This window comes from Paraburkholderia sp. JHI2823 (assembly GCF_038900695.1).
GTDB lineage: Bacteria > Pseudomonadota > Gammaproteobacteria > Burkholderiales > Burkholderiaceae > Paraburkholderia > Paraburkholderia mimosarum.
Map to the genome: position 1 here is coordinate 1 of NZ_JAYMRY010000020.1, position 23,188 is coordinate 23,188.

At 62.8% G+C, this 23,188-nt stretch carries 12 protein-coding genes; 8 read left to right on the forward strand and 4 right to left on the reverse strand.

Annotated elements, in window-relative coordinates:
• Nucleotides 1-282 precede the first annotated feature (282 nt).
• The 3 genes from VSR34_RS21165 to VSR34_RS21175 all read right to left on the reverse strand — a co-directional run bounded on the left by VSR34_RS21165 (nt 283) and on the right by VSR34_RS21175 (nt 3,690).
• Nucleotides 283-750 carry an AraC family transcriptional regulator ligand-binding domain-containing protein gene (locus VSR34_RS21165; protein WP_342963385.1) on the reverse strand — a complete coding sequence of 156 codons (468 nt, stop codon included), beginning with the start codon at nt 748-750 and terminating at the stop codon, nt 283-285.
• A gap of 185 nt (nt 751-935) precedes the next feature.
• Nucleotides 936-1,244, reverse strand: coding sequence for a hypothetical protein (locus tag VSR34_RS21170; protein ID WP_028214539.1), 309 nt, complete (start codon nt 1,242-1,244; stop codon nt 936-938).
• Nucleotides 1,245-1,344: 100 nt separating this feature from the next.
• Nucleotides 1,345-3,690: an EAL domain-containing protein gene (locus VSR34_RS21175; protein WP_342963386.1), complete on the reverse strand. Its 2,346-nt coding sequence runs from the start codon at nt 3,688-3,690 to the stop codon at nt 1,345-1,347.
• Nucleotides 3,691-4,369: 679 nt separating this feature from the next.
• On the opposite strand from VSR34_RS21175, the gene VSR34_RS21180 reads away from it, so the two are divergent.
• The gene (locus tag VSR34_RS21180) at nt 4,370-5,965 is read left to right on the forward strand and encodes an APC family permease (protein ID WP_342963387.1); all 1,596 of its coding nucleotides are present in this window, start codon (nt 4,370-4,372) and stop codon (nt 5,963-5,965) included.
• A 96-nt stretch (nt 5,966-6,061) separates the two neighbouring features.
• Here VSR34_RS21180 and VSR34_RS21185 read toward each other — a convergent pair whose 3' ends face one another.
• Nucleotides 6,062-6,739 carry a TetR/AcrR family transcriptional regulator gene (locus VSR34_RS21185; RefSeq protein WP_342963478.1) on the reverse strand — a complete coding sequence of 226 codons (678 nt, stop codon included), beginning with the start codon at nt 6,737-6,739 and terminating at the stop codon, nt 6,062-6,064.
• 399 nt (nt 6,740-7,138) lie between these two features.
• Between VSR34_RS21185 and VSR34_RS21190 the strand changes: the two genes are divergently transcribed.
• The 7 genes from VSR34_RS21190 to VSR34_RS21220 all read left to right on the forward strand — a co-directional run bounded on the left by VSR34_RS21190 (nt 7,139) and on the right by VSR34_RS21220 (nt 23,046).
• Complete coding sequence (locus VSR34_RS21190) at nt 7,139-8,404, forward strand: Zn-dependent hydrolase (protein WP_342963388.1); 1,266 nt, start codon at nt 7,139-7,141, stop codon at nt 8,402-8,404.
• Nucleotides 8,405-8,539: 135 nt separating this feature from the next.
• Nucleotides 8,540-9,934 carry an NAD(P)-dependent oxidoreductase gene (locus tag VSR34_RS21195; RefSeq protein WP_342963389.1) on the forward strand — a complete coding sequence of 465 codons (1,395 nt, stop codon included), beginning with the start codon at nt 8,540-8,542 and terminating at the stop codon, nt 9,932-9,934.
• Nucleotides 9,935-9,995: 61 nt separating this feature from the next.
• Nucleotides 9,996-11,273, forward strand: a complete 1,278-nt coding sequence (gene preA, locus VSR34_RS21200) for an NAD-dependent dihydropyrimidine dehydrogenase subunit PreA (protein ID WP_028232294.1) — start codon at nt 9,996-9,998, stop codon at nt 11,271-11,273.
• A 54-nt stretch (nt 11,274-11,327) separates the two neighbouring features.
• Nucleotides 11,328-12,830 carry an NCS1 family nucleobase:cation symporter-1 gene (locus VSR34_RS21205; RefSeq protein WP_342963390.1) on the forward strand — a complete coding sequence of 501 codons (1,503 nt, stop codon included), beginning with the start codon at nt 11,328-11,330 and terminating at the stop codon, nt 12,828-12,830.
• Between the two features lie 43 nt (nt 12,831-12,873).
• Nucleotides 12,874-14,331 (forward strand): dihydropyrimidinase, encoded by a 1,458-nt coding sequence (gene hydA / locus VSR34_RS21210; RefSeq protein ID WP_342963391.1) that lies wholly within the window; start codon nt 12,874-12,876, stop codon nt 14,329-14,331.
• Between the two features lie 496 nt (nt 14,332-14,827).
• Nucleotides 14,828-20,878 carry a HAMP domain-containing protein gene (locus VSR34_RS21215; RefSeq protein ID WP_342963392.1) on the forward strand — a complete coding sequence of 2,017 codons (6,051 nt, stop codon included), beginning with the start codon at nt 14,828-14,830 and terminating at the stop codon, nt 20,876-20,878.
• An 8-nt stretch (nt 20,879-20,886) separates the two neighbouring features.
• Nucleotides 20,887-23,046 (forward strand): response regulator, encoded by a 2,160-nt coding sequence (locus VSR34_RS21220; RefSeq protein WP_342963393.1) that lies wholly within the window; start codon nt 20,887-20,889, stop codon nt 23,044-23,046.
• Nucleotides 23,047-23,188: the final 142 nt, after the last annotated feature.

Here is a 23,188-nt window from a genome sequence, read left to right on the forward strand (position 1 = left end):
TTGCGGGCTTCATCTGGGACATCGGCCACCTTGCCATGTCATTGGCTCTCCCACGGACATACGCAAACACCTGACGACAAGCACCACGCCCATCAACTTCAGCGCAGTTTCCTGGGGGCGGCGCAGCCCGGCATTCGAGTCATCCGCGCTCGGGTTTCGCAACGGCATTCGCCGATTTGCGCGGTAAGGTAGCGGCAGGCTCATGAGGCGGTCCACTGTAATGCGGTATCCAACCCGCGCATATCAGCGTGATACACCGTCGATGTTACTGCTGCGCCGCCCTCAGGAAACTGGACGTACCCTATGCGAAAACCGAAAACCACTGAGCCGCTTGACACGGAAAATCATATCAGTCCGAATGGCAACCAGATCGCGCTGATGTTCGATGCGCACCATCAATGAAGCGCTAATCAAACACAGATACCGGCAGACCGTGTCGAGCGCCAGCATGGCCGTCGTTTCTTCTCTTGCCACGAGACCAATGGGACCCAGATTGGACAGATCGCGCAGCGCTGCGAGCCGCAGCCCGAAGTCTTCGACGCCGCTCGCGTCGGCACTGGCCGAGAGCAGCTCGCAGGCAGCCTCGAGGCTGACTGGGGCCTCAGGATCGTCCAGGGCGTGGCGCCCGAGCCCAGCGCGCCGCAACATGGCTTTGGCGTCCAGGCCGACGCTTTGGGCAAGCTCGGAATAGCCGGCCAGGCTTGCGCCGTGGGTGACAGGTATTTGTGCGGTCTTGAGGTCTCCAAACATCCGGGGATCCTACCATTTTGGCGCTGCCGCTTCGACGAGTTTGCGGTGCGTCCGGCGGAGCCTGGCGCCGAAAGCCCTCGGGGTACGGTTCGAATTGGAGACGCGCTGCGCGCCCCCCGCCGCCGGCGGATGGGCGAGCCCTGTTCGCGGACCGCTTACGAAACTACGAAACGCGCAGTGCGAAGCTAGATGCGGGGTAGGTCGTCGATGGACTTCTCGACATTCCCGTCGGGAACTTCGAGGTCGATTCCATCGACCCCGTTGGGATGGGGTACCGGCTTGAACTTGGGACCCAAAAACCGCATTCCGCCGAGCGTGAAGACGGAATACACCACTGTCCCCGAGGCGATGTCGCTCGTCACGGCCGCGACATCGACGACGGCCGGTTCGGATAGCCAGTCGTGTGTTTGAGGGTCGATCAGCGCCCAGCGCACGTGGGTTACGCGGTCCGTTGAAGGGCTGATCCGTACGCCGTTTATCCCATACGTAGCCATAGCGATCACCTCCGATCCACTTTGCAATGGTAGTCCGAACGGTCCGAGGGTGGAAGTGCCGGATTTCGCCGCGCGAGCCTCGCGTGGCGGCTGGCACGAGCTAGAAAGGGGTGATTTCAGGTTTATGCGAAATCTTAATTGCCACGTTTTCACGCGGCTCGCTACCGTGTACCCACTTGACCAGCATATCCGCCGTCATGGGCCGCGCGAACAGGTAGCCTTGCGCCACTTTGCAGCCTTGAGCGTGCAGCGTACGCCTTTGCGCATCGGACTCCACGCCTTCGGCAATGATGTCCAGAAGCAAGTTCGAGCCTATGCCCATGACAGCCGCCGCCAGCGTCCTTGCACTCTGATTGGTTTCGAGTTCGCTAACGAAGCTCCGATCCAGCTTGAGTTCGTCGACGGGCATCCGGTAGAGATAGCTCAGACTCGAATAGCCCGTGCCAAAGTCATCGATCGACAATCTGACGCCCAGTGCGTGGACTGCGCTCAAGTTGGCGAGGGCACCGGGTACCTTGTCGAGCAAGACACCTTCGGTCACTTCGAGCGTCAGGTCGTTTGGGCAGAGACCATGCTCGGCAAGCAGCTGGGCAATCCGGTCGGGAAACGCGCAGTCGCAAAAGGTGGTCGGAGAGACGTTCACAGAAACGTGCGGAATCCCGAGACCCAGGCAACGCCAGTCGCTCAGTTGTCTGCACGCTTTCCCGAGTACCCATCGATCGAGCGTGGCGATCATGCCGCTTTCTTCCGCGAGAGCGATGAACCGCTCGGGCGATATCGTTCCAAAGTCTGGATGAAACCAGCGCGCCAGTGCTTCCACGCCGTGAATACTTCCGTCCTCGAGTCTCACCTGAGGTTGGTAGTGGAGATCCAGCTGATCATTTCGTAATGCTTGTCGTAGTGCCTGGTCGAGCTTGAGGTTTTCCTCCGCGATCCTGTTCAGTTCGGGGTCGAACAGCGAATATCGATGTCGGCCTGTCGACTTCGCCTGGTACATGGCCCTGTCCGCGCGCAGGAGCAGTGTGTGCACGTCATTGCCATGCTGGGGGAAGAGCGCGATGCCCACACTTGCTGTCGGTGTGACGGACAACGAGCCGATCATGACCGGTTCGTTCAGTTTCGCCATGATCGATTCACATCGCACAGTGGCTTCTTCGGCATCACACGGCGTCAACACGATCACGAACTCGTCACCCGCCAACCGGCCCGCAAGGTCGGTTTCAAGCATGCATCCTGCGATGCGTCGTGCAACCTCGCACAAGAGTGTGTCGCCGGCGGAATGGCCGAACGAATCGTTGACCTGCTTGAAACGATCGAGATCGAGAAACAGCACGGCCAAAGTCTGGCCCTCGCGCGTTGCGCCGGCGAGCGACGATTGCGCGAGCGTGATCAGCGCACTGCGATTCGGCAAGCCGGTGAGGCTGTCGTACCAGGCGAGGCGACGGATATTTTCCTTGCTTGCCTCGCGCTCCAGCGCGAGCGAGCAAAGGTCCAGGCCGACGTTTGCCAGGCGTCGGTGCAGATTGTCGGGGTTGCGTGGCTCACGGTAGTAGAACGCCAGCGTGCCGAGCGGACGTCCGTCGCTCGATCTGATCGTGTGCCACCAGAAGCTTTGGATACCTGAAGATAGCGCCAGCTCCTTTTGCGTGCCCCAAAGCGAATTGGCCGGTTGTTCCGCAAAGTCCACCAGTTGGCCTTCAAGGCCGGACACCTCGGAACTTTCCGTGCCGTGGCCGGGATTCGTCTCGTCGATGGCCTTCACGTAGTGCACGGGCAAGCTCGGCGCAGCGAGCGTACGCAGCTTTTGTTCCTTGTCGATACATCGGATCGATACCATCACTTCGGGTGCGATCCGTTCGACTTCGAGGCAAATGAGCAGCATCACGTTGGTGATGGGCGCTTCGCGAGCCATTGCATGCAGGACTTTGTGCTGAAGCACTTCTTGCATCTTGGTGTGCGTGATGTCCGTCCACACGCCGACCATGCTCGTGCACTCGCCATGGTCGTTTTTGACAGCATTGATGACTGCGGAAACCCAGAGCGGTTTGCCCCAGCGGTCGTAGACGAGAATTTCGACCCGAAAGCTTTCGCGCGCGATCACCCGGTCTCGAACATAGGCCAGCGTCTCTTCATCCGTATACCGTCCGGCGACTATTGCGCTCGGCACGTTGCCCTGCATGTCGTCCTGGGTGTAGCCGAGCATGCGCGTAAAACCATCGTTTACGTAGATCGTCGTGCCGTCGGGATCGGTGACGACGATGGCGGTATCCGTTTCGTTGGCTGCGAGCGTGAGCAGATTGTGCTCGGCCTCGATCGTGCATCGGCTTGCGCGCTGCAAGGATGCGCATGGGCCGTCTCCAGCGACGGCGCAAGGAGCGCCTGGCGGCTGAGTCGTTTTCGCGTCGCCGGGGCCACAGGCAACTGAAGCAGTGGAATGCTGATTCATGACCCAAATAGGTATTCAGAAAGATTCCGCAGGAGGCCAGTCAGCGGTCAATTGGGCACCGCCTCCGCATCGCATCGCATCGCATCGCGGTCGAACCAGAACCGTGATCGGCTCACCGCTTTTAACGGCAACGGACGGATTTTCTGTAGTTCGCAGCAGGTGGCGCTCGCGTTGCCTGGGGCAGGAAAGTGCCAAAGTGGGCGGCTCGGGCCGGGTTCGGCGCGCACATGAATGAAGTACACGCTGAATTTCAGTTGAAATATTGGCGTCTGGATGCACCCTGACTTGTTTGTGTGAGGAAAGTTAACGGTCCTTACGATTACGTTGCGCTTCGCGTTGACTTATCCCGTTGTTTTTTCGGTAGCCGTCCTGGCTCGGATTCCGGCGCGCGCATCCCCTGACCGTGTTTGGCGGCCTCTCGCCTTCAAACGAGCTTGACTGTCTTTTATGCAGAATATGCATAACCTCATGCGGATACAGCATTAGACGATCGCAGTACGCCACTTCATCATCGCGTCTCCGCTGCAACTGCGGTTGCCCCTGCGTCCCTGCAGCAACAGGGCATCACAACAAGGACGCGCGTCCGGCGCCCCCGCGGCCCGCGAAGACGGGCCCGGCGCAACGCACACGCTTCGTTCTCGCCTGGCTGGCGCGCGCTGTCCATATCGTAGGAGACAATGTGAGTCAATCGATACAACGGAACATCGGCCCGTTCGCGCTGATGTTCACCGGCCTCGGGTCGATCATCGGTTCGGGCTGGCTGTTCGGCGCGTGGAAAGCGGCGAAAATCGCAGGTCCGGCGGCCATTTGCGCCTGGATCATCGGCGCCGTGGTCATTCTGGCCATCGCGCTCACCTATGCCGAACTCGGCGCGATGTTCCCGGAGTCGGGCGGCATGGTCCGTTACGCGCGCTACTCGCACGGCGCCCTGGTGGGCTTCATCAGCGCGTGGGCGAACTGGATCGCCATCGTCTCGGTGATTCCCATCGAAGCCGAAGCGTCGATCCAGTACATGAGCACCTGGCCCTATGAGTGGGCGCATGCGCTGTTCGTCGACGGATCGTTGACGCATTCAGGCCTCGGGCTCTCGGCGATCCTCGTGATCATCTACTTCATGCTCAACTACTGGGGTGTGAAGCTGTTCGCGCGGGCCAACAGCGCCATCACGATCTTCAAGTTCATCATCCCGGGCCTGACGATCGCCGGCCTCATGGCGGGCAGCTTCCACCACGAGAACTTCGGCGAGACGACCACGTTCGCGCCGTACGGCTGGTCGGCGGTGTTCACGGCGGTGGCCACGAGCGGCATCGTGTTCGCGTTCAACGGCTTCCAGAGCCCGATCAACCTCGCGGGCGAAGCGCGCAATCCGGCAAAGAGCGTGCCGTTCGCGGTGATCGGCTCGATCCTGTGCGCCCTCGTGATCTACGTGCTGCTGCAGGTCGCCTATATCGGCGCGGTCAACCCCGCTGACGTCGCGAAGGGCTGGAGCACGTTCGACTTCAAGTCGCCGTTCGCGGAACTCGCGATCGCGCTGAACCTGAACTGGCTCGCGATCCTGCTCTACGTCGACGCGTTCGTGAGCCCGAGCGGCACCGGCACGACCTACATGGCGACGACCTCGCGCATGATCTACGCGATGGAGCGCAACAACACGATGCCGAAGATGTTCGGCAACGTGCACCCGTTCTACGGCGTGCCGCGCAACGCGATGTGGTTCAACCTGCTCGTCTCGTTCATCTTCATGTTCTTCTTCCGCGGCTGGAGCTCGCTCGCGGCGGTGATCTCGGTGGCGACGGTGATCTCGTACCTCACGGGCCCGATCAGCCTGATGGCGCTCAAGCGTGCCGCCTCGGACATCGAGCGGCCGCTCTCCGTGCCGTTCATGAACGTGATCGCGCCGTTCGCGTTCGTCTGCGCGTCGATGATCCTGTACTGGGCGAAGTGGCCGCTCACGGGCGAGATCATTCTGCTGATGGTCGTGGCGCTGCCGGTGTACTTCTATTTCCAGGGCAAGCAGGGCTATGAAGGCTGGGGCCAGGATCTGAAGGCCGCGTGGTGGCTGTGCGCGTACCTGCCGATCATGGCGCTGCTCTCGCTGATCGGCAGCAAGCAGTTCGGCGGCAGCGGGCTGCTGCCGTACGGCTGGGACATGCTGGTCGTCGCGCTCTTCTCGCTCGTGTTCTATTACTGGGGCGTGAATTCGGGCTACCGCTCGCCGTACCTCGCGGAACGCCAGGAGCACGACGAAGTGCTCGAAGGTATGGCCGTGCATTGAGCGTCTGTCCAGCGCGCCGCGCAAAACTGAAAGCCCGCCTGAAGCGATTCAGGCGGGCTTTTTTGGTTTTGGCTCCGCGCAACGGCGCGCGGCGGTTTATTGCCCAGGCGAGCGCGCGCCGCTCGCACGCAAAAGCAGTTTCACCACCTCCTCGGTGCTTGCCTCGAAACCCGCCGCGGAAAGCGCGCGCTTGCCCGAGAGCGCGCGAATTTGCGCCTCGAAATCGGCATAGTGCTGCGTGGTCGCCCAGATCATGAAGAGCAGCGTTTTCGGATCGACGGGCGCGAGCAATCCTTCGGCAATCCAGTGCTCGATCAGCTTCACGCGCGTTTCCATCCACGGCTTCACGCGCTCGAGCAGGATGTCCTGCATATGCGTCGCGCCGCCGATGATCTCGTTCGCCCATACCTTCGAGCCGAGCGGCCTGCGCCGCGAGAGCGCCATTTTCGCGCGCACGTAACCGCCGATCGCCACGACCGGATCGTCGCTCGCGTCGAAGGTGTTGGCGGCCGCGTTCCATTCCTCGAACACGTCGTCGAGCACACGCCAATAGAGCGCGAGCTTGGTTGGAAAGTAGTAATGCAGATTGGCTTTCGGCAAGCCCGCGCGATCGGCGATCAGCGCCGTGCTCGCACCTTCGAATCCGCGTTCGGCGAACACGGCCTCCGCGCAGGCGAGCAGATGCGACTCGTTCGATTCGCGAATGGCGGCTTTACGGCGGCGCGGCTTGTGCGTCGCGTCAGAGGGTCCCTGCTCGTGCGCCGGGCCGCGCATCGCGTGGGTGGCGGATCGCGAATTGGGATCGTCGTCGCGCATCATGGTCGGTCCGTTCAGAAGGAAAGCGGCTGCGCGCAGCATTTGCGCCCATGCCGGCTTCATTGTAGTCACGATGTAAGCGCCACGTGCATTCGCCAGCCTCGGGGAAAACGCGTGGGCAAGCGGTGTGCGCATCGCGCACTGCAACATCGATGGCACGCTTCTCGCTCGTAACACCGCATTGAATTCGCGAAAATTATCGTCTACAACCTGTCCAATCGGACAGGATTCGAAGAGCGGGGTTTCGCGAACCGCACAGCGCCATCGAAGCGCGCACCGTTGTGGCGCTTCACGCCCAATCCGGTGGCATAGGGCGGCATGAATGCACGTTTGACGAACACGGACAGGAGAACACGCATGAACGCAGTAAGCGAAGCCGCGCTGACGACCGCGATCCATGTGAACGGCCAGCGTTTGTGGGACAGCCTGATGGAAATGGCGAAGATCGGTGCCACACCGAAGGGCGGCGTGTGCCGCCTCGCGCTCACCGACCTCGACAAAGCGGGGCGCGATCTCATCGTGCAATGGGCGAAGGAGGCGGGCTGCACGGTGAGCGTCGATCAGATGGGTAACGTGTTCATGCGCCGCGCGGGGCGCAACAACGACCTGCCGCCCGTGATCACCGGTTCGCACGCGGATTCGCAGCCCACGGGCGGTCGCTTCGACGGCATCTACGGCGTGCTGGGCGGGCTCGAGGTAATCCGCTCGCTCAACGATCACGGCATCCAGACCGAGCGCCCCGTGGAAACCGTGATCTGGACAAACGAGGAAGGCTCGCGCTTCGCGCCGGCCATGGTCGCATCCGGCGTGTTTGCGGGCGTCTTCACGCTCGACTATGGGCTTTCGCGCAAGGATATCGAAGGCAAGACGATCGGCGAGGAATTGCAGCGCATCGGCTATGCGGGCGAACTGCCGTGTGGCGGACGCAAGATTCATGCGGCGTTCGAGTTGCATATCGAGCAGGGGCCGATACTCGAAGCCGAGAACAAGACCATCGGCGTCGTGACGGACGCGCAGGGCCAGCGCTGGTACGAAGTCGTGCTCACCGGCCAGGAAGCGCACGCGGGGCCCACGCCCATGCCGCGCCGCCGCGATGCGCTGCTGGGCGCCTCGCGTGTCGTGCAGCTCGTGAACGAAATTGGTTTGCGCCACGCGCCGCTTGCCTGCGCGACGGTCGGGATGATGCAGGTGCATCCGAATTCGCGCAACGTGATTCCGGGCCGCGTGTTCTTCACCGTCGATTTTCGTCATCCGCAGGACGACGTGCTCGCGCAGATGGACGCCGAATTGCGCGAAGGCATCGCGAGGATTGCCGAGCAAGGCAAGCTCGAAACCCAGCTCGAGCAAATTTTCTATTACGCACCCGTGCCGTTCGACAAGGCCTGCGTGAATTCCGTGCGCGCGGCGGCGGAGCGCTTTGGCTACTCGAACCGCGATATCGTTTCGGGCGCGGGCCACGATGCCTGCTATCTCGCGACGGTCGCGCCGACCTCGATGGTGTTCGTGCCGTGCATAGACGGGATCAGTCACAACGAAATCGAGGACGCGACGAGCGAGTGGATCGAGGCGGGTGCGAACGTGCTGCTGCACGCGATGCTCGAACGCGCGAGCGAACCCGGCTGACGCCATTGACGCAGACATAGTCGCAAAAGCAAGCGGTCCAGGAGCCGCGCTGTCTCTCCAGTTCTCCCCACGTACCGGTTGCGCGCCTCACGCGCAGCCGGCGGACCCGTGTTTCGTCTCGCAAGGAGCATCCGGATGTCCCAGCCCACCTCGAATGCCGCCGACGGCATCGCCCCAGGCCGCCTCACCGCCGAGCAGCTAGGCTGCAATTTTGCCGACGTCGCGCCACCGCTGTCGGCCAACGCGGCTGTGATAGCCGCCGATCGCTGCCACTACTGCTACGATGCGCCGTGCGTCGCGGCCTGCCCGACCGGCATCGACATTCCGGGCTTTATCCGCAAGATCGGCAACGGCAATCTCAAGGGTGCGGCGCGAGACATCCTCAGCGCGAACCCGCTGGGCGGCACGTGCTCACGCGTGTGCCCGACGGAGATTCTTTGCGAAGGCGCGTGCGTGAGAAATCATCAGGATGGCGAACCAGTGCAGATCGGCGCGCTTCAGCGCCACGCCACCGACTTCCAGATGGCGCGCGAAGCCACCGGCGCGCCCGCACTCTTCAAACGCGCCAGCGAGACGGGCCGGCGCGTCGCCGTGGTCGGCGCTGGCCCGGCGGGTCTTGCCTGCGCCCACACGCTTGCGCTTGCCGGGCATCGCGTGAGCGTGTTCGATGCGCGCGAAAAACCGGGCGGCCTTAACGAATATGGCATCGCGGCGTACAAGGTCGTCGACGACTTTGCGCAACGGGAGGTGCAGTGGCTCCTCTCCATTGGCGGGATCGAGTTGCGTCAGGGTCAACGGCTCGGCCGCGATGTCACGCTTACGGAACTGCGAGCCGCGTATGACGCGGTGTTCATCGGCGTGGGCCTCGGCGGCACGCATGCGCTCTCCATTGAAGGCGAAACGCTGGATGGCGTGCTCGACGCTGTCGAATTCATCGCACGCCTGCGCGAAGCCGACGATCTTTCGACATTGGGCGTGGGGCGCAAGGTGGTGGTGATCGGCGGCGGCAATACGGCGATCGACGCTGCCGTGCAAAGCCGCAAACTGGGCGCGGAGCAGGTGACGCTCGCGTATCGCCGCGGCGCGGCGCAGATGAGCGCCACGTGGGTCGAGCAGGAATTCGCACGCGCACAGGGCGTGGTGCTGGTCGAATGGATGAAGCCGCTGCGCATCACGGGCGAGCGCCATGTGCAAGCCGTTGAGTTCGAGCGTACCGCACTCGATGCGGGCGGAGCGTTGCACGGCACCGGCGAAATCGTGCGTGTGGAAGCCGATATGGTGTTGAAAGCCATTGGCCAAAAGCTCTTGCCCGAGGGCCTGGCTGGCCTCGATGCGCTGCAGCTCACCGCGGGCGGTGCGCGCATCGCGGTGGATGCGAATGGCGCGACGTCGATCGAAGGCGTATTCGCCGGCGGCGACTGCGCAGGCCACGGCGCAACGGACCTCACCGTGCAGGCCGTGCAGGACGGCAAGCTCGCGGCGCATGCGATCGACCGCTACCTCGCGAGTCAATCTGCCAGAGCCGCATGAACGCGCCGTTCGAACCGCGCGAAGCACTCACCGAATCCAGACCATACGAAGGAGTCGCATCATGGCCGACCTGCGCTGCACGATTGCCGGCATCGAATCGCCCAACCCGTTCTGGCTCGCCTCGGCGCCGCCCACCGACAAGGCATACAACGTGAACCGCGCCTTCGAGGCCGGCTGGGGCGGCGTGGTCTGGAAGACGCTGGGGCTCGACCCGCACGTGGTGAACGTGAGCTCGCGCTATGGCGCCACGACGTGGCGCGGCCAGCGCATCGCGGGTCTCAACAACATCGAGCTCATCACCGATCGGCCGCTCGACGTGAACCTCAAGGAAATCGCTCAGGTCAAGCGCGACTGGCCCGACCGGGCGCTCATCGTCTCGCTGATGGTGCCGTGCACCGAGCAGGACTGGAAATGGATTCTGCCGCAGGTCGAAGACACCGGCGCCGATGCGGTGGAGCTCAACTTCGGCTGCCCGCATGGCATGAGCGAGCGCGGCATGGGCGCGGCCGTGGGCCAGGTGCCGGAGTACATCGAAATGGTCACGCGCTGGGTGAAGGAGGGCACGCGCCTGCCTTGCCTCGTGAAACTCACGCCTAACGTCACCGACATTCGCCACGGCGCGCGCGCGGCGATGAAGGGCGGAGCGGATGGCGTTTCGCTCATCAATACGATCAATTCGATCGTGGGCGTCGATCTCGACGTGATGGCGCCGCTGCCCACCGTGGACGGCAAAGGCACGCATGGCGGCTATTGCGGTCCCGCCGCGAAGCCCATCGCGCTGCACATGGTTGCCGAGATCGCACGCGACCCGCAGACGCAAGGTTTGCCCATTTCCGGCATCGGCGGCATTTCCGATTGGCGCGACGCCGCCGAATTCATCGTGCTGGGTGCGGGAAGCGTGCAGGTCTGCACCGCGGCGATGCACTATGGATTCCGGATCGTCAACGACATGATCGATGGATTGTCGAACTGGATGGATGACAAAGGCTACGCCAATCTGGACGCGATACGCGGCCGCGCCGTGCCCAACGTCACCGACTGGCAATACCTGAACCTCAACTACGACATCAAGGCGCGCATCGATCAGGACCGCTGCATCCAGTGCGGCCTGTGCCATATCGCCTGCGAGGACACCTCGCATCAGGCGATTACCGCCACGCGCGACGGCGAGCGCCACTTCGAGGTGGTCGATGCGAATTGCGTCGGGTGCAATTTATGCATGCATGTGTGCCCGGTCGATCAATGCATCACGATGGAGCGCGTCGACTCCGGCCGATACGCGAACTGGACCACGCATCCGAATAACCCGGCGCGCGTGGCCGATCCAGAAGCCGCCTGACGCATTAGAGCCGAACCGAACCACATCAACGACAAGTCACGGAGAACCCCAACCATGAGTCAGCCATTGGCAGTCGAAGCCGCCGCGCGGCGCACGGAGAGCGAGTTATACAACGACGACCTGGCGCCGACGGGCACTGCGCAGCGCACGTGGCGCTGGTATCACTTCGCGGCGCTGTGGGTGGGCATGGTAATGAACATCGCCTCGTACATGCTCGCGGCGGGGCTGACCGAGCAGGGCATGTCGCCGTGGCAGTCCGTGTTGACCGTCTTGCTCGGCAATCTCATCGTGCTCGTGCCGATGTTGCTGATCGGGCACGCAGGGACGAAGTACGGGATTCCGTACGCGGTGCTGGTGCGTTCCTCGTTCGGCACCCAGGGCGCGAAGCTGCCCGCCATGCTGCGCGCCATCGTGGCATGCGGCTGGTATGGCATTCAGTCATGGCTCGGCGGCAGCGCCATCTATACGCTCGCCAACATCCTCACGCACAACGCGCTCGTAGGCGACGCGCTGCCGTTTCTCGGCATCTCGATCGGTCAGGGCGCGTGCTTCCTGGTGTTCTGGGTGCTCCAGCTCTATTTCATCCTGCACGGCACCGACTCGATCCGCTGGCTCGAAAGCTGGTCTGCGCCGATCAAGGTCGTGATGTGCGCAGTGCTGGTTTGGTGGGCCTGCTCGAAGGCGGGCGGCGTGGGTTCGATGCTGTCGCAACCATCTCAGTTCGCAGCGGGCGGCAAGAAGGCGGGCCTCTTCTGGGCGACGTTCTGGCCGAGCCTCACGGCCATGGTGGGCTTCTGGGCCACGCTGGCGCTCAACATTCCCGACTTCACGCGTTTCGCGAAGACACAAAAGGACCAGTTCGTGGGCCAGGCCATCGGTCTGCCCATTCCGATGGCGCTACTCTCGGTGGTTTCCGTGGTCGTGACTTCGGCAACCGTGGTGATCTATGGCAAGGCCATCTGGGATCCCATCGATCTCACCAGCCGCATGGAAGGCGTGGGCGTGGGCATCGCGCTCGTCATCCTCACGCTGGACACGATGTGCTGCAATCTCGCCGCGAATCTCGTCGGCCCGGCCTATGATTTTTCGAGCCTCTGGCCCAAGGCGATTTCATACAAGACGGGCGGCCTCATCACCGCGGGCATTGCCATCGTGATGATGCCGTGGAAGATTCTCGCCACCACGCAGGGCTATATCTTCACCTGGCTCGTCGGCTATTCGGCGCTGCTCGGTCCCGTGGCCGGCATTCTCATCGTCGATTATTTCCTCGTTCGCGGCACGCGTCTCGATACGGCGCAGCTCTTCGATGAGAACGGCGAATACGCCTACTCGAACGGCTGGAATCCGGCTGCGGTGATCGCGCTGCTCGCAGGCGTGCTGCCCAACCTGCCGGGTTTTCTCAACACCGCGTTCCCGAATGTATTTCCGTCCGTGCCCGACGCGTTCAAAAGCATTTACACCTATGCGTGGTTCGTCGGGCTCGCCATTGCGGCGCTCGTGTACGGCGTGATGATGAAGCTCAGCAAGAGCCGGCGACCGAGCGTCGCGAGCGCGTGAGCCGTGGCACGTGAATTCGTCTAACTGAAGGAGACTTGGCATCATGGCGATCCTGATTCGAGGCGGCACCGTCGTCAATGCGGACAAGAGCTGGCGCGCGGACGTGCTCTGCGAAAACGGCGTGATCGTGGCCGTAGGCGAGAACCTCGACGCGCCCGCAGGCGCGACCGTGGTCGACGCGGGCGGCCAGTACGTGATGCCGGGCGGCATCGACCCGCACACGCACATGGAACTGCCGTTCATGGGCACGACGGCGAGCGACGACTTCTACACGGGCACGGCGGCGGGCCTGGCGGGCGGCACGACGTCGATCATCGACTTCGTGATTCCGAATCCGAAGCAGCCGCTCATGGACGCGTTTCGCGAGTGGCGCGGCTGGGCGGAAAAGGCCGCCGCCGACTATGGTTTTCACGTAGCGGTGACGTGGTGGGACGAAACGGTGCATCGCGACATGGGCCTGCTCGTGAATGAACACGGCGTGTCGAGCTTCAAGCACTTCATGGCGTACAAGAACGCCATCATGGCCGACGACGAAGTTCTCGTGAACAGCTTCGCGCGCTCGCTCGAACTGGGCGCGTTGCCTACCGTGCATGCGGAAAACGGCGAACTCGTGTTCCAGCTGCAACGTCAACTGCTTGCGCGCGGTTTCACGGGGCCCGAGGCGCATCCGCTTTCACGGCCGCCCGAAGTCGAGGGCGAGGCGGCGAATCGCGCCATTCGCATCGCACAGGTGCTGGGCGTGCCGGTCTATATCGTGCACGTCTCGGCGAAAGATGCGCTGGAAGCCATCGCCCGTGCGCGCAGCGAAGGCCAGCGCGTGTTCGGCGAGGTGCTCGCGGGGCATCTGGTGATCGACGAGTCGGTCTATCGCGATCCGGACTGGACGCGCGCCGCAGCCCATGTCATGAGCCCGCCGTTCCGCACCAAGGAGCATCGCGACGCGCTCTGGCGCGGGCTTCAAGGCGGCTTGCTCCACACGACGGCAACCGACCACTGCGTGTTCTGCGCTTCGCAGAAGGCGATGGGCCGCAACGATTTCACAAGGATTCCGAACGGTTGCGGTGGTGTGGAGGATCGCATGGCGGTGCTATGGGATCAAGGTGTGAACACGGGCCGCCTCACGCCGAACGAGTTCGTGCGGGTCACGTCGACCAATGCCGCGCAGATCTTCAATCTGTATCCGCGCAAGGGCACCGTAGCGGCGGGCGCCGACGCCGACCTCGTCGTATGGGATCCGCAGGCCACGCGTACGATCTCGGTGAAGACGCACCACCAGAACGTCGACTTCAACGTCTTCGAAGGCATGACGGTGCGCGGCGTGCCCACGCACACGGTCTCGCAGGGCGAACTCGTCTGGGCCGACGGCGACCTGCGTGCGCGGCGCGGCGCCGGGCGTTACCTCGAGCGGCCCGCGAATCCTGGCTACCTGCAGGCGTCCCGGCTTGCGAAAAGCCTCAAGGAGACGCAGCCCGTGCATCGGGAGGGAGACGCGTCGAACTAGCCGTTTTTCCTGCACTGCTCGTCAGATCGACGAATAGCTGCTACGCAGCGGTGTACGGCCGGTATCAGGCGCCGGGTTCACCGCTGCGTGCCGGTGTCAAACCGGGCTACGCCATTCAGGCTGCCTGCAAGGCCAGGCGCCCTGCGCAAATACGAGCATCACAGGTGCATAGTCGCACGATCGTCCGCAAAAGCCCTGACCGTCCTGCTCGTGGACGGTGCGCAAACCTGACGCGCCGCATTCCGGGACTGAAGTCCAAGACCCATCCATGCTTCCCAAGCTCGGGCGCGCCATTCCGCTGATGGAATCACGCATAGGCCAGCCGCTGAATTTGCCAAAACGAAAGCCTCGGGCACGGCAATTGCGCAACGCTCGGGTTACACCTTGTCCGCCGCAATTCGGTTAGCGTTGCGGTAGCATCAATCGGTTCGACACCCGACGCGCACTCGTGCGCCCCAAGGCTTTGCCAGGCCTTCCCCGGCCAGGAGGTGAAGAAATGGACGTTCTGACGGTTCCTACGAAAGCGGCGGACGCATCGAACCTCGAGCGAATCTCCAGCGCATTGGCTGCGTTCCGACGTGGCGATGCATCCATGCGGCTTCCCGACGACTGGGAAGGCCCGGCACGTGACGCTGCCGCAGAATTCAACCTGCTGGCCGCGCAATGCGGTCGGATGTCCCTCCAGCTTCGCGACGCTTCCAGTGACCTGGCGTCCTACGCCTCCCCGGACCATGTCGGCCAGCGCCTCGCGGTCGACGGCCTCGGCGGCTTCTGGTTCGACCATGCGGCGAATGTCAACGCCATCATCCAGCGCAGCGAACCCGCGGCGCAGTGCGCACGAACCATCCTCCATGCGCTGAATGCACTGAAAGACGGTGAACGTGCCGGGTTGCCGGCCGACTGGCAGGGCGTTCACGGCCGGCTCGCCCAGGTGTTCAACGAGCTCGTCGACCAGAACGTGCGCATGTCGGAAGAACTCAGCCGTCTGAGCCGCGTCGTCGGCAAGGAAGGGCGACTCAATGAACGTGCCGCATTGCCCGTGGCCCGCGGCTTCTGGCGCGATTCGGTCGATGCGGTCAACTCGCTGATCGGTGATCTCGTTCACCCCACCAGCGAAGTCGCGCGCGTGATCGGTGCCGTGGCCCAGGGCGACCTCTCGAAGAGCATGGCGCTCGAAGCCGATGGCCGCGCCTTGCAGGGGGAATTCCTCCGCACGGCACGAACGATCAATACGATGGTGGATCAGCTGGGTACGTTCGCGGCAGAAGTGACGCGCGTCGCGCGGGAGGTGGGCACCGAGGGCAAGCTCGGCGGGCAGGCGGACGTCCAGGGTGTCGCGGGAACGTGGAAGGATCTGACCGACTCGGTCAACTTCATGGCGGGCAACCTGACGAGCCAGGTGCGCAATATCGCCGAAGTCACCATGGCGGTGGCCGCAGGCGATCTTTCCAAGAAAATCACGGTCGACGTCAAGGGCGAGATTCTCGAACTGAAGAACACGATCAACACCATGGTCGATCAGCTTCGCTCCTTTGCGTCGGAAGTGACGCGTGTCGCACGCGAAGTCGGCACCGAGGGCAGGCTCGGCGGGCAGGCCGATGTCCAGGGTGTGGCCGGCACCTGGAAAGACCTGACCGACAACGTGAACTTCATGGCGGGCAACCTTACCAGCCAGGTTCGAAACATCGCCGAAGTCACGAAGGCGGTCGCGGCGGGCGACCTCTCCAAGAAAATCACGGTCGATGTGAAGGGCGAAATCCTCGAGTTGAAGAACACCATCAACACCATGGTCGATCAGCTCCGCTCGTTTGCATCGGAAGTGACGCGCGTCGCGCGCGAAGTCGGCACGGAAGGCAAGCTCGGCGGGCAGGCGGACGTGCAGGGCGTGGCCGGGACATGGAAAGACTTGACGGACTCGGTCAACTCGATGGGCAGCAACCTCACCGCGCAGGTCCGCAACATTGCCGATGTGACGACGGCCGTCGCGGCCGGCGACCTCTCCAAAAAGATCACGGTGGATGTGAAAGGCGAAATCCTGGAACTGAAGAACACCATTAACACCATGGTCGATCAGCTCCGCTCGTTTGCATCGGAAGTGACGCGCGTCGCGCGCGAGGTCGGTACGGAAGGCAAGCTCGGCGGCCAGGCGGACGTGCAGGGCGTGGCCGGGACATGGAAAGACTTGACCGACTCGGTCAACTCGATGGGCAGCAATCTGACCGCGCAGGTCCGCAACATTGCGGAAGTGACCACGGCGGTTGCCGCCGGCGACCTTTCGAAGAAAATTACGGTCGACGTGAAGGGCGAAATCCTCGAGCTGAAAAACACCATCAATACGATGGTGGATCAGCTCGGCTCATTCGCTTCCGAAGTCACGCGCGTGGCGCGCGAAGTCGGCACGGACGGCAAGCTCGGCGGCCAGGCCAATGTCCAGGGTGTAGCCGGCACATGGAAAGACTTGACTGACTCCGTAAATTCGATGGGCAGCAATCTCACGGCGCAGGTGCGCAACATCGCGGACGTGACGACGGCTGTGGCGGCCGGTGATCTGTCGAGAAAGATCACCGTTGACGTGAAGGGCGAAATTCTCGAACTGAAAAATACGATCAACACGATGGTGGACCAGCTGCGCTCTTTCGCCTCCGAGGTCACACGCGTCGCCCGTGAGGTCGGTACGGAAGGCAAGCTCGGCGGTCAAGCCGATGTGCAGGGCGTCGCCGGTACGTGGAAGGATCTGACCGACAACGTGAATTTCATGGCGGGCAATCTCACGAGCCAGGTGCGCAACATCGCGGACGTGACCAAGGCGGTGGCGGCCGGCGACCTGTCGAAGAAAATCACCGTGGACGTCAAGGGCGAAATTCTCGAACTGAAGAATACGATCAACACGATGGTCGATCAGCTCGGCTCCTTCGCCTCGGAGGTGACCCGGGTGGCGCGCGAAGTGGGAACGCTCGGCAAACTCGGTGGCCAGGCCGATGTGCAGGGCGTGGCGGGGACCTGGAAGGATCTGACCGACAACGTGAATTTCATGGCAGGCAATCTCACGAGCCAGGTGCGCAATATTGCCGATGTGACCAAGGCCGTGGCGGCGGGCGACCTTTCCAAGAAAATCACGGTCGACGTCAAGGGCGAAATCCTCGAACTGAAAAACACCATCAACACGATGGTGGACCAGTTGCGCTCGTTTGCGTCGGAGGTGACACGCGTCGCCCGCGAGGTCGGCACGGAAGGCAAGCTTGGCGGCCAGGCGGACGTGCAGGGCGTTGCGGGGACCTGGAAGGATCTGACCGACAACGTGAACTTCATGGCAGGCAACCTGACGAGCCAGGTGCGCGGCATTGCTCGCGTCGTGACGGCCGTGGCCAACGGCGATCTCAATCGCAAGCTGACGGTCGAAGCAAAGGGCGAAATTGCCGCGCTTGCGGACACGATCAACAGCATGACCGACACGCTCGCGACCTTCGCGGACCAGGTGACCACGGTCGCGCGCGAAGTGGGTGTGGAAGGCAAGCTGGGTGGCCAGGCGAAGGTGCCGGGCGCCTCGGGCACGTGGAAAGGCCTGACCGAGAACGTCAACCAGCTCGCCGCGAACCTGACGACCCAGGTGCGCGCGATTGCCGAAGTCGCGACTGCGGTGACCCAGGGCGATTTGACACGATCGATTACCGTGGAGGCCCGGGGCGAGGTGGCGGCGCTCAAGGACACGATCAACGAGATGATCCGTAACCTGAAGGACACCACGCAGGTCAATACGGAGCAGGACTGGCTCAAGACCAACCTCGCGAAATTCAGCCGGATGCTGCAAGGACAAAAGGATCTCGTGGCGGTCGGCGAATTGATCCTTTCCGAACTCGCGCCCGTGGTGGGCGTGCATCGGGCCGAGTTCTACGTGCTCGATGGCACATGCGTTCCCCCGTCGCTTCGCCTCACGGCGAGCTATGCGTCCGGCGGCCACGTCACGCACGGCAAGCAGGTCCACCTTGGCGAAGGACTGGTCGGGCAGTGCGCGGTCGAAAGACGCAAGATCCTGCTCGAGCCACCCGCGACGGATCCGTTCCGCATCGTGTCTGGCCTCCTCAGCGTGAAGCCGCATAACGTCCTGGTGCTGCCTGTCGTCTTCGAGGCGAAGCTCAAGGGGGTCATCGAACTGGCGTCGGTCGAGCGGCTCAACCCGACGCATCAGGCTTTCCTTGATCAGCTGACGGAGAGTATCGGCATCGTGATCAACACGATCGAGGCCAACACCCGTACGGAAGATCTGCTCAGGCAATCCCAGACGCTCGCGAACGAGCTGCAGAGCCGGCAGGAAGAGCTTCAGCAGACCAATCAGCAGTTGCAGGAAAAGGCGCACCTTCTCGCCCACCAGAACGAAGAAGTCGAGCGCAAGAATACCGAAGTCGAGCAGGCACGGCAGGCACTCGAAGAGAAGGCACGGCAGCTGGCGCTGACCTCGAAATACAAGTCCGAGTTTCTCGCCAACATGTCGCATGAATTGCGCACGCCGCTCAATAGTCTCCTGATCCTTTCCGACAACCTGTGCAGGAATGCCGACGGCAACCTGTCGCAGAAACAGGTCGATTTCGCAAAAACGATTCATTCGTCCGGGAACGACCTGCTCATGCTCATCAATGACATCCTTGATCTTTCGAAGATCGAGTCGGGTACGGTGGTCGTGGATATCGCGGAGCATCGGATCGAAGATCTCACCGTCTATGTCGAGCGCACGTTCCGTCACGTTGCTGAAGCGCGCAAGGTCGACTTCATGATCCACACGGGCGCACAACTGCCCGCGTCTCTCTTTACCGACCCGAAACGGCTGCAACAGATCCTCAAGAACCTGCTGTCGAACGCGTTCAAATTTACACACGAAGGGCACGTCACGTTGTCGATCGAAGAGGCCGTCGATGGCTGGAGCCCGGACCACGAAAGCCTGAATCGCGCGCATCAGGTCATCGCGTTTTCGGTGTCGGATACGGGTATCGGCATCTCCGCGGAGAAACAGCAGATTATTTTCGAGGCGTTCCAGCAGGCCGACGGCAGCACGAGCCGCAAATACGGCGGAACGGGGCTGGGGCTAGCCATCAGTCGCGAACTTTCCAAACTGCTGGGCGGGGAGATCAGGCTGGTCAGCTCGCCCAACAAGGGAAGCACGTTCACGTTGTACCTGCCCGCAGGCAGCGACCCGGGCAAAGCCGGGCGCAGGCCGGCCGCACATGACGAATCGCATCGTGCGGTCACCGCTTCGGATCCCGCTGCACGCCTGCAGGCAAGCACCGATGCGGCCGTGCGCGAACTCGTGACAGCGGCGGTCCAGGAGGCCGGAAAGCCGGGCGACGATGCACAGGACGACCGGAACAACATTACCGTGGGCGATCGCGTGCTGATGATCGTCGAGAACGACCGGGCGTTCGCCGACTTTCTGCTCGACGCGGCGCGTGAAAAAGGCTTCAAGGGGTTGGTCACGCCTTTGGGCTCCGTCGCGCTGACGCTGGCGGATCAGTTCAAGCCCGATGCCGTCACGCTGGATCTCTTCCTGCCGGATATGGAAGGGTGGCGCGTTCTCTCGCGACTGAAGCACGACTTCACGACACGTCACATGCCCATTTGCGTCATCTCCACGGACGAATCGCGCGAGCGCGCGTTCGGTTCCGGAGCGTTTGGCTTTTTGCCAAAGCCCATCCAGTCGCGCGAACAACTCGACGATGCATTGACCCGTCTGATGAAATACGTGACCGTAGAGGCGCGCCGCGTACTTGTCGCGCTTGTGCCGACACCGCAGCGCGAAACGCTTGTCGAGCGTCTGTCGAGCGAGCGAATAGTGGTCGAATTCGCCGATACGGAGCGCGATGTATTGGGTCGCCTGGTTTCGGGCGACATCGATGCGCTGGTCGTGGACGGCGCCGGACTGATCGGGATGTCGCAACAGCCGCTTCACGATGCATTGGCCGCGCGCGCATCGTTCGCACCCCTGCCTATCGTGGCGATCGGGGAGCGCGAAGCGCTGCGGGAGCATCAGTGGCTGCAAGCCGCCGAGCGATATGTCGTCATTCCCGTGTCGAGTGCCGACCGGCTGCTCGACACGACAGTCGCCGCACTCCATGTCGAATCGGCCAGGCTCGGCAAGGAAGCGCAGGAGGAACTCGAAAGCCTGCGCGAAACGGAGCTTGCGCTGCATGGCAAGAAAGTGCTGATCGTCGACGACGACATGCGCAATATCTTCGCGCTTGCGACCGTTGTCGAAGACTACGGAATGCGCCATGTATGGGCGGACAACGGACACGATGCGATCCGTCTTGTCGCGACCGACCCCGCGATCGATGCGGTGCTGATGGACATCATGATGCCCGAGATGGACGGCCTCATGACGATACGCGAACTGCGCAAGCTGCCGGCCGGGCGCTCCCTGCCGATCGTTGCAGTCACCGCGAAGGCGATGAAGGGCGACCGCGAACGCTGTATCGAGGCCGGGGCATGGGACTACCTGTCAAAGCCCGTCGACCGCGGTGATCTGCTCGCTGTTCTGCACGCGTGGCTGCACGCATAGGAGCGACCATGCAAACGCATTCCCGGGAGGACGGCGACCAGGTCAATATCCTCGTCGTCGACGACGTCCCGGCGCAGCATTTCGTCCTGCGCAGCGTGCTCGAAGAGCTCGGCGAAAACATCGTGACGGTTTCATCGGGGCGTGCTGCCCTCGCGGCGGTTCTCGAGCAGGATTTCGCAGTGATCCTGCTCGACGTCAACATGCCGGACATGGACGGCCTGGAAACCGCCTCGATGATGCGTTCGTATCGGCGAACGGCGCGCACGCCGATCATCTTCATCACCGCATACGTCGACGAGAGCGAAATGTCGCGAGGCTATTCGCTCGGCGCCGTCGATTACATCTCTTCGCCTGTCGTGCCCGAGATCCTGCGGGCGAAGGTGCGCGTATTCGTCGATATGTACCGCATGCGCAATCAGTTGATCGCGCGTGCCGCGGAACGCGAAGCACTGGCGACGGCGGAGTTTCAGCGCGCCGCGGCAGAACAGGCACGGCTCAGGGCGGATTTCCTCGCGCGCGCGAGCCAGGCGCTGACCCGCTCGCTGGAAGTCGACGATACCGTCGCGAATATCGTCGAGTTGCCCGTGCCCGCGCTGGCCGACGCGGCGGTACTCGTTTTGTCGGCGGGAGAGGGGCACGCGCCGCGAACCGTCGCGTGCATCGCGAATTCGGCCTATGCGGACCCCCGCAGCGGCAGTGCCGGCATGCGGCAATACCGGGTTCTGCCTTTGCCGGATCTGGACAAACTCGTGCGCGAGACGCTGTCAACAGGGCAGCCGGCTCACCTCCAGGTCGAAGGGCGGCCAGTCCTGGCATTCATCCAGGACGACAACACCTGTTGCGAGGTATTGCTCGACCTGGACGAGATGACGGCGTATCCGTTGCTGACCGACGCGGCCCAGCCGTCGGTCATCGTGCTCGGTATTCGCCGGTCGAGCGAACGGCTCGACGATGCGTCGGTCACGCATGAATTCGTCAGCCGCGCGGCGATCGCGTTGGAAAACGCCTCGCTTTTTTCCGCAATCCGCGATGGAGACCGGCGCAAGAACGAATTTCTGGCGATGCTCGCCCATGAACTGCGCAACCCGCTCGCGCCCATCGTCAACGCAGTGGCCGTCATGCGAAGCGCAAGACCGACTGACGCGCAGGTGTTGAGCTGGGCCAGCAACCTGATCGGAACCCAGGCGGAACATCTGGTGCGAATCGTTGACGATCTGCTCGACGTTTCGCGGATCGCACGCGGCGTCATCACGCTGCGCACAGAGCCCGTCCTGCTTTCGGCGGTGATCGATCGGGCAATAGAGACAAGCAGACCTAACTATGCCGCGCGATCGCAATCGCTGACGCGTGAAACGTCAGGGACGGACGTTGTCATCGACGGTGACATCGTGCGGCTGTCCCAGGTGTTCGCCAACCTGCTCAACAACGCATCGAAATTTACGCCGCCGGGTGGCCGCGTGCGCATTTCGGCCGAGCATGACGGAACGACGGCCACGATCGTCGTGTCCGATGAGGGCGAGGGCATCGATCCGGCGTTTTTGCCCCATGTGTTCGAGCTTTTCGCCCAGGGGAAGACCTCCCTGGATCGGGCCCAGGGTGGCTTGGGTATCGGGCTCACACTCGTGCGCCACTTGACGGAGATGCACGGCGGGAGCGTGCAGTGCAAGAGCGACGGGCTGGGAAAAGGTAGCCGGTTCACGGTGCGGCTGCCGGCGCGCGCAGTCGAAGATTCGCCTGACAAGCGGCTGAACGTGGTGCCGATTCGACGCAGCCAGGGTCTGCGCATCCTCGTGGTCGACGACATGGCGGCCACGGCGGAAAGCCTCGAAGCCATTCTGCGCATTCACGGGCATCAGGTCCAGCGCGCGTCGGATGGTCCTGCGGCTCTCGTCCTGGCGAAGACTTTCCTGCCGGATGTCGTTCTGCTCGACATCGGTTTGCCAGGCATGACGGGCTTCGATGTGGCGCACCGGCTGCGCACGGACGAGTCGTTGCCGCGAAGCCTCATCATTGCGATCAGTGGCTATAGCCAGCAGGAACACCGGCACCGCGCATCCGACTCCGGAATCGATCATTACCTCGTAAAACCAGCTGATCTCGATACGCTGCTGGGCATCGTGGACGACTACGAGAGGGCGAGGGCACCGGGCGACGGCGCTGCTGCCTGAATCGTTGCGGCGCCTGGCGCACGACTGCCGTCTGCGGCTTCGCGCCGGCGTCCTGACGTGCCTCGCGTTTCACCGGATGGTGTTTTCCCCTAGCCGAAAACGGTTGCGGTGGAAATTCGGCTGCACTACGATCCGATCAAAT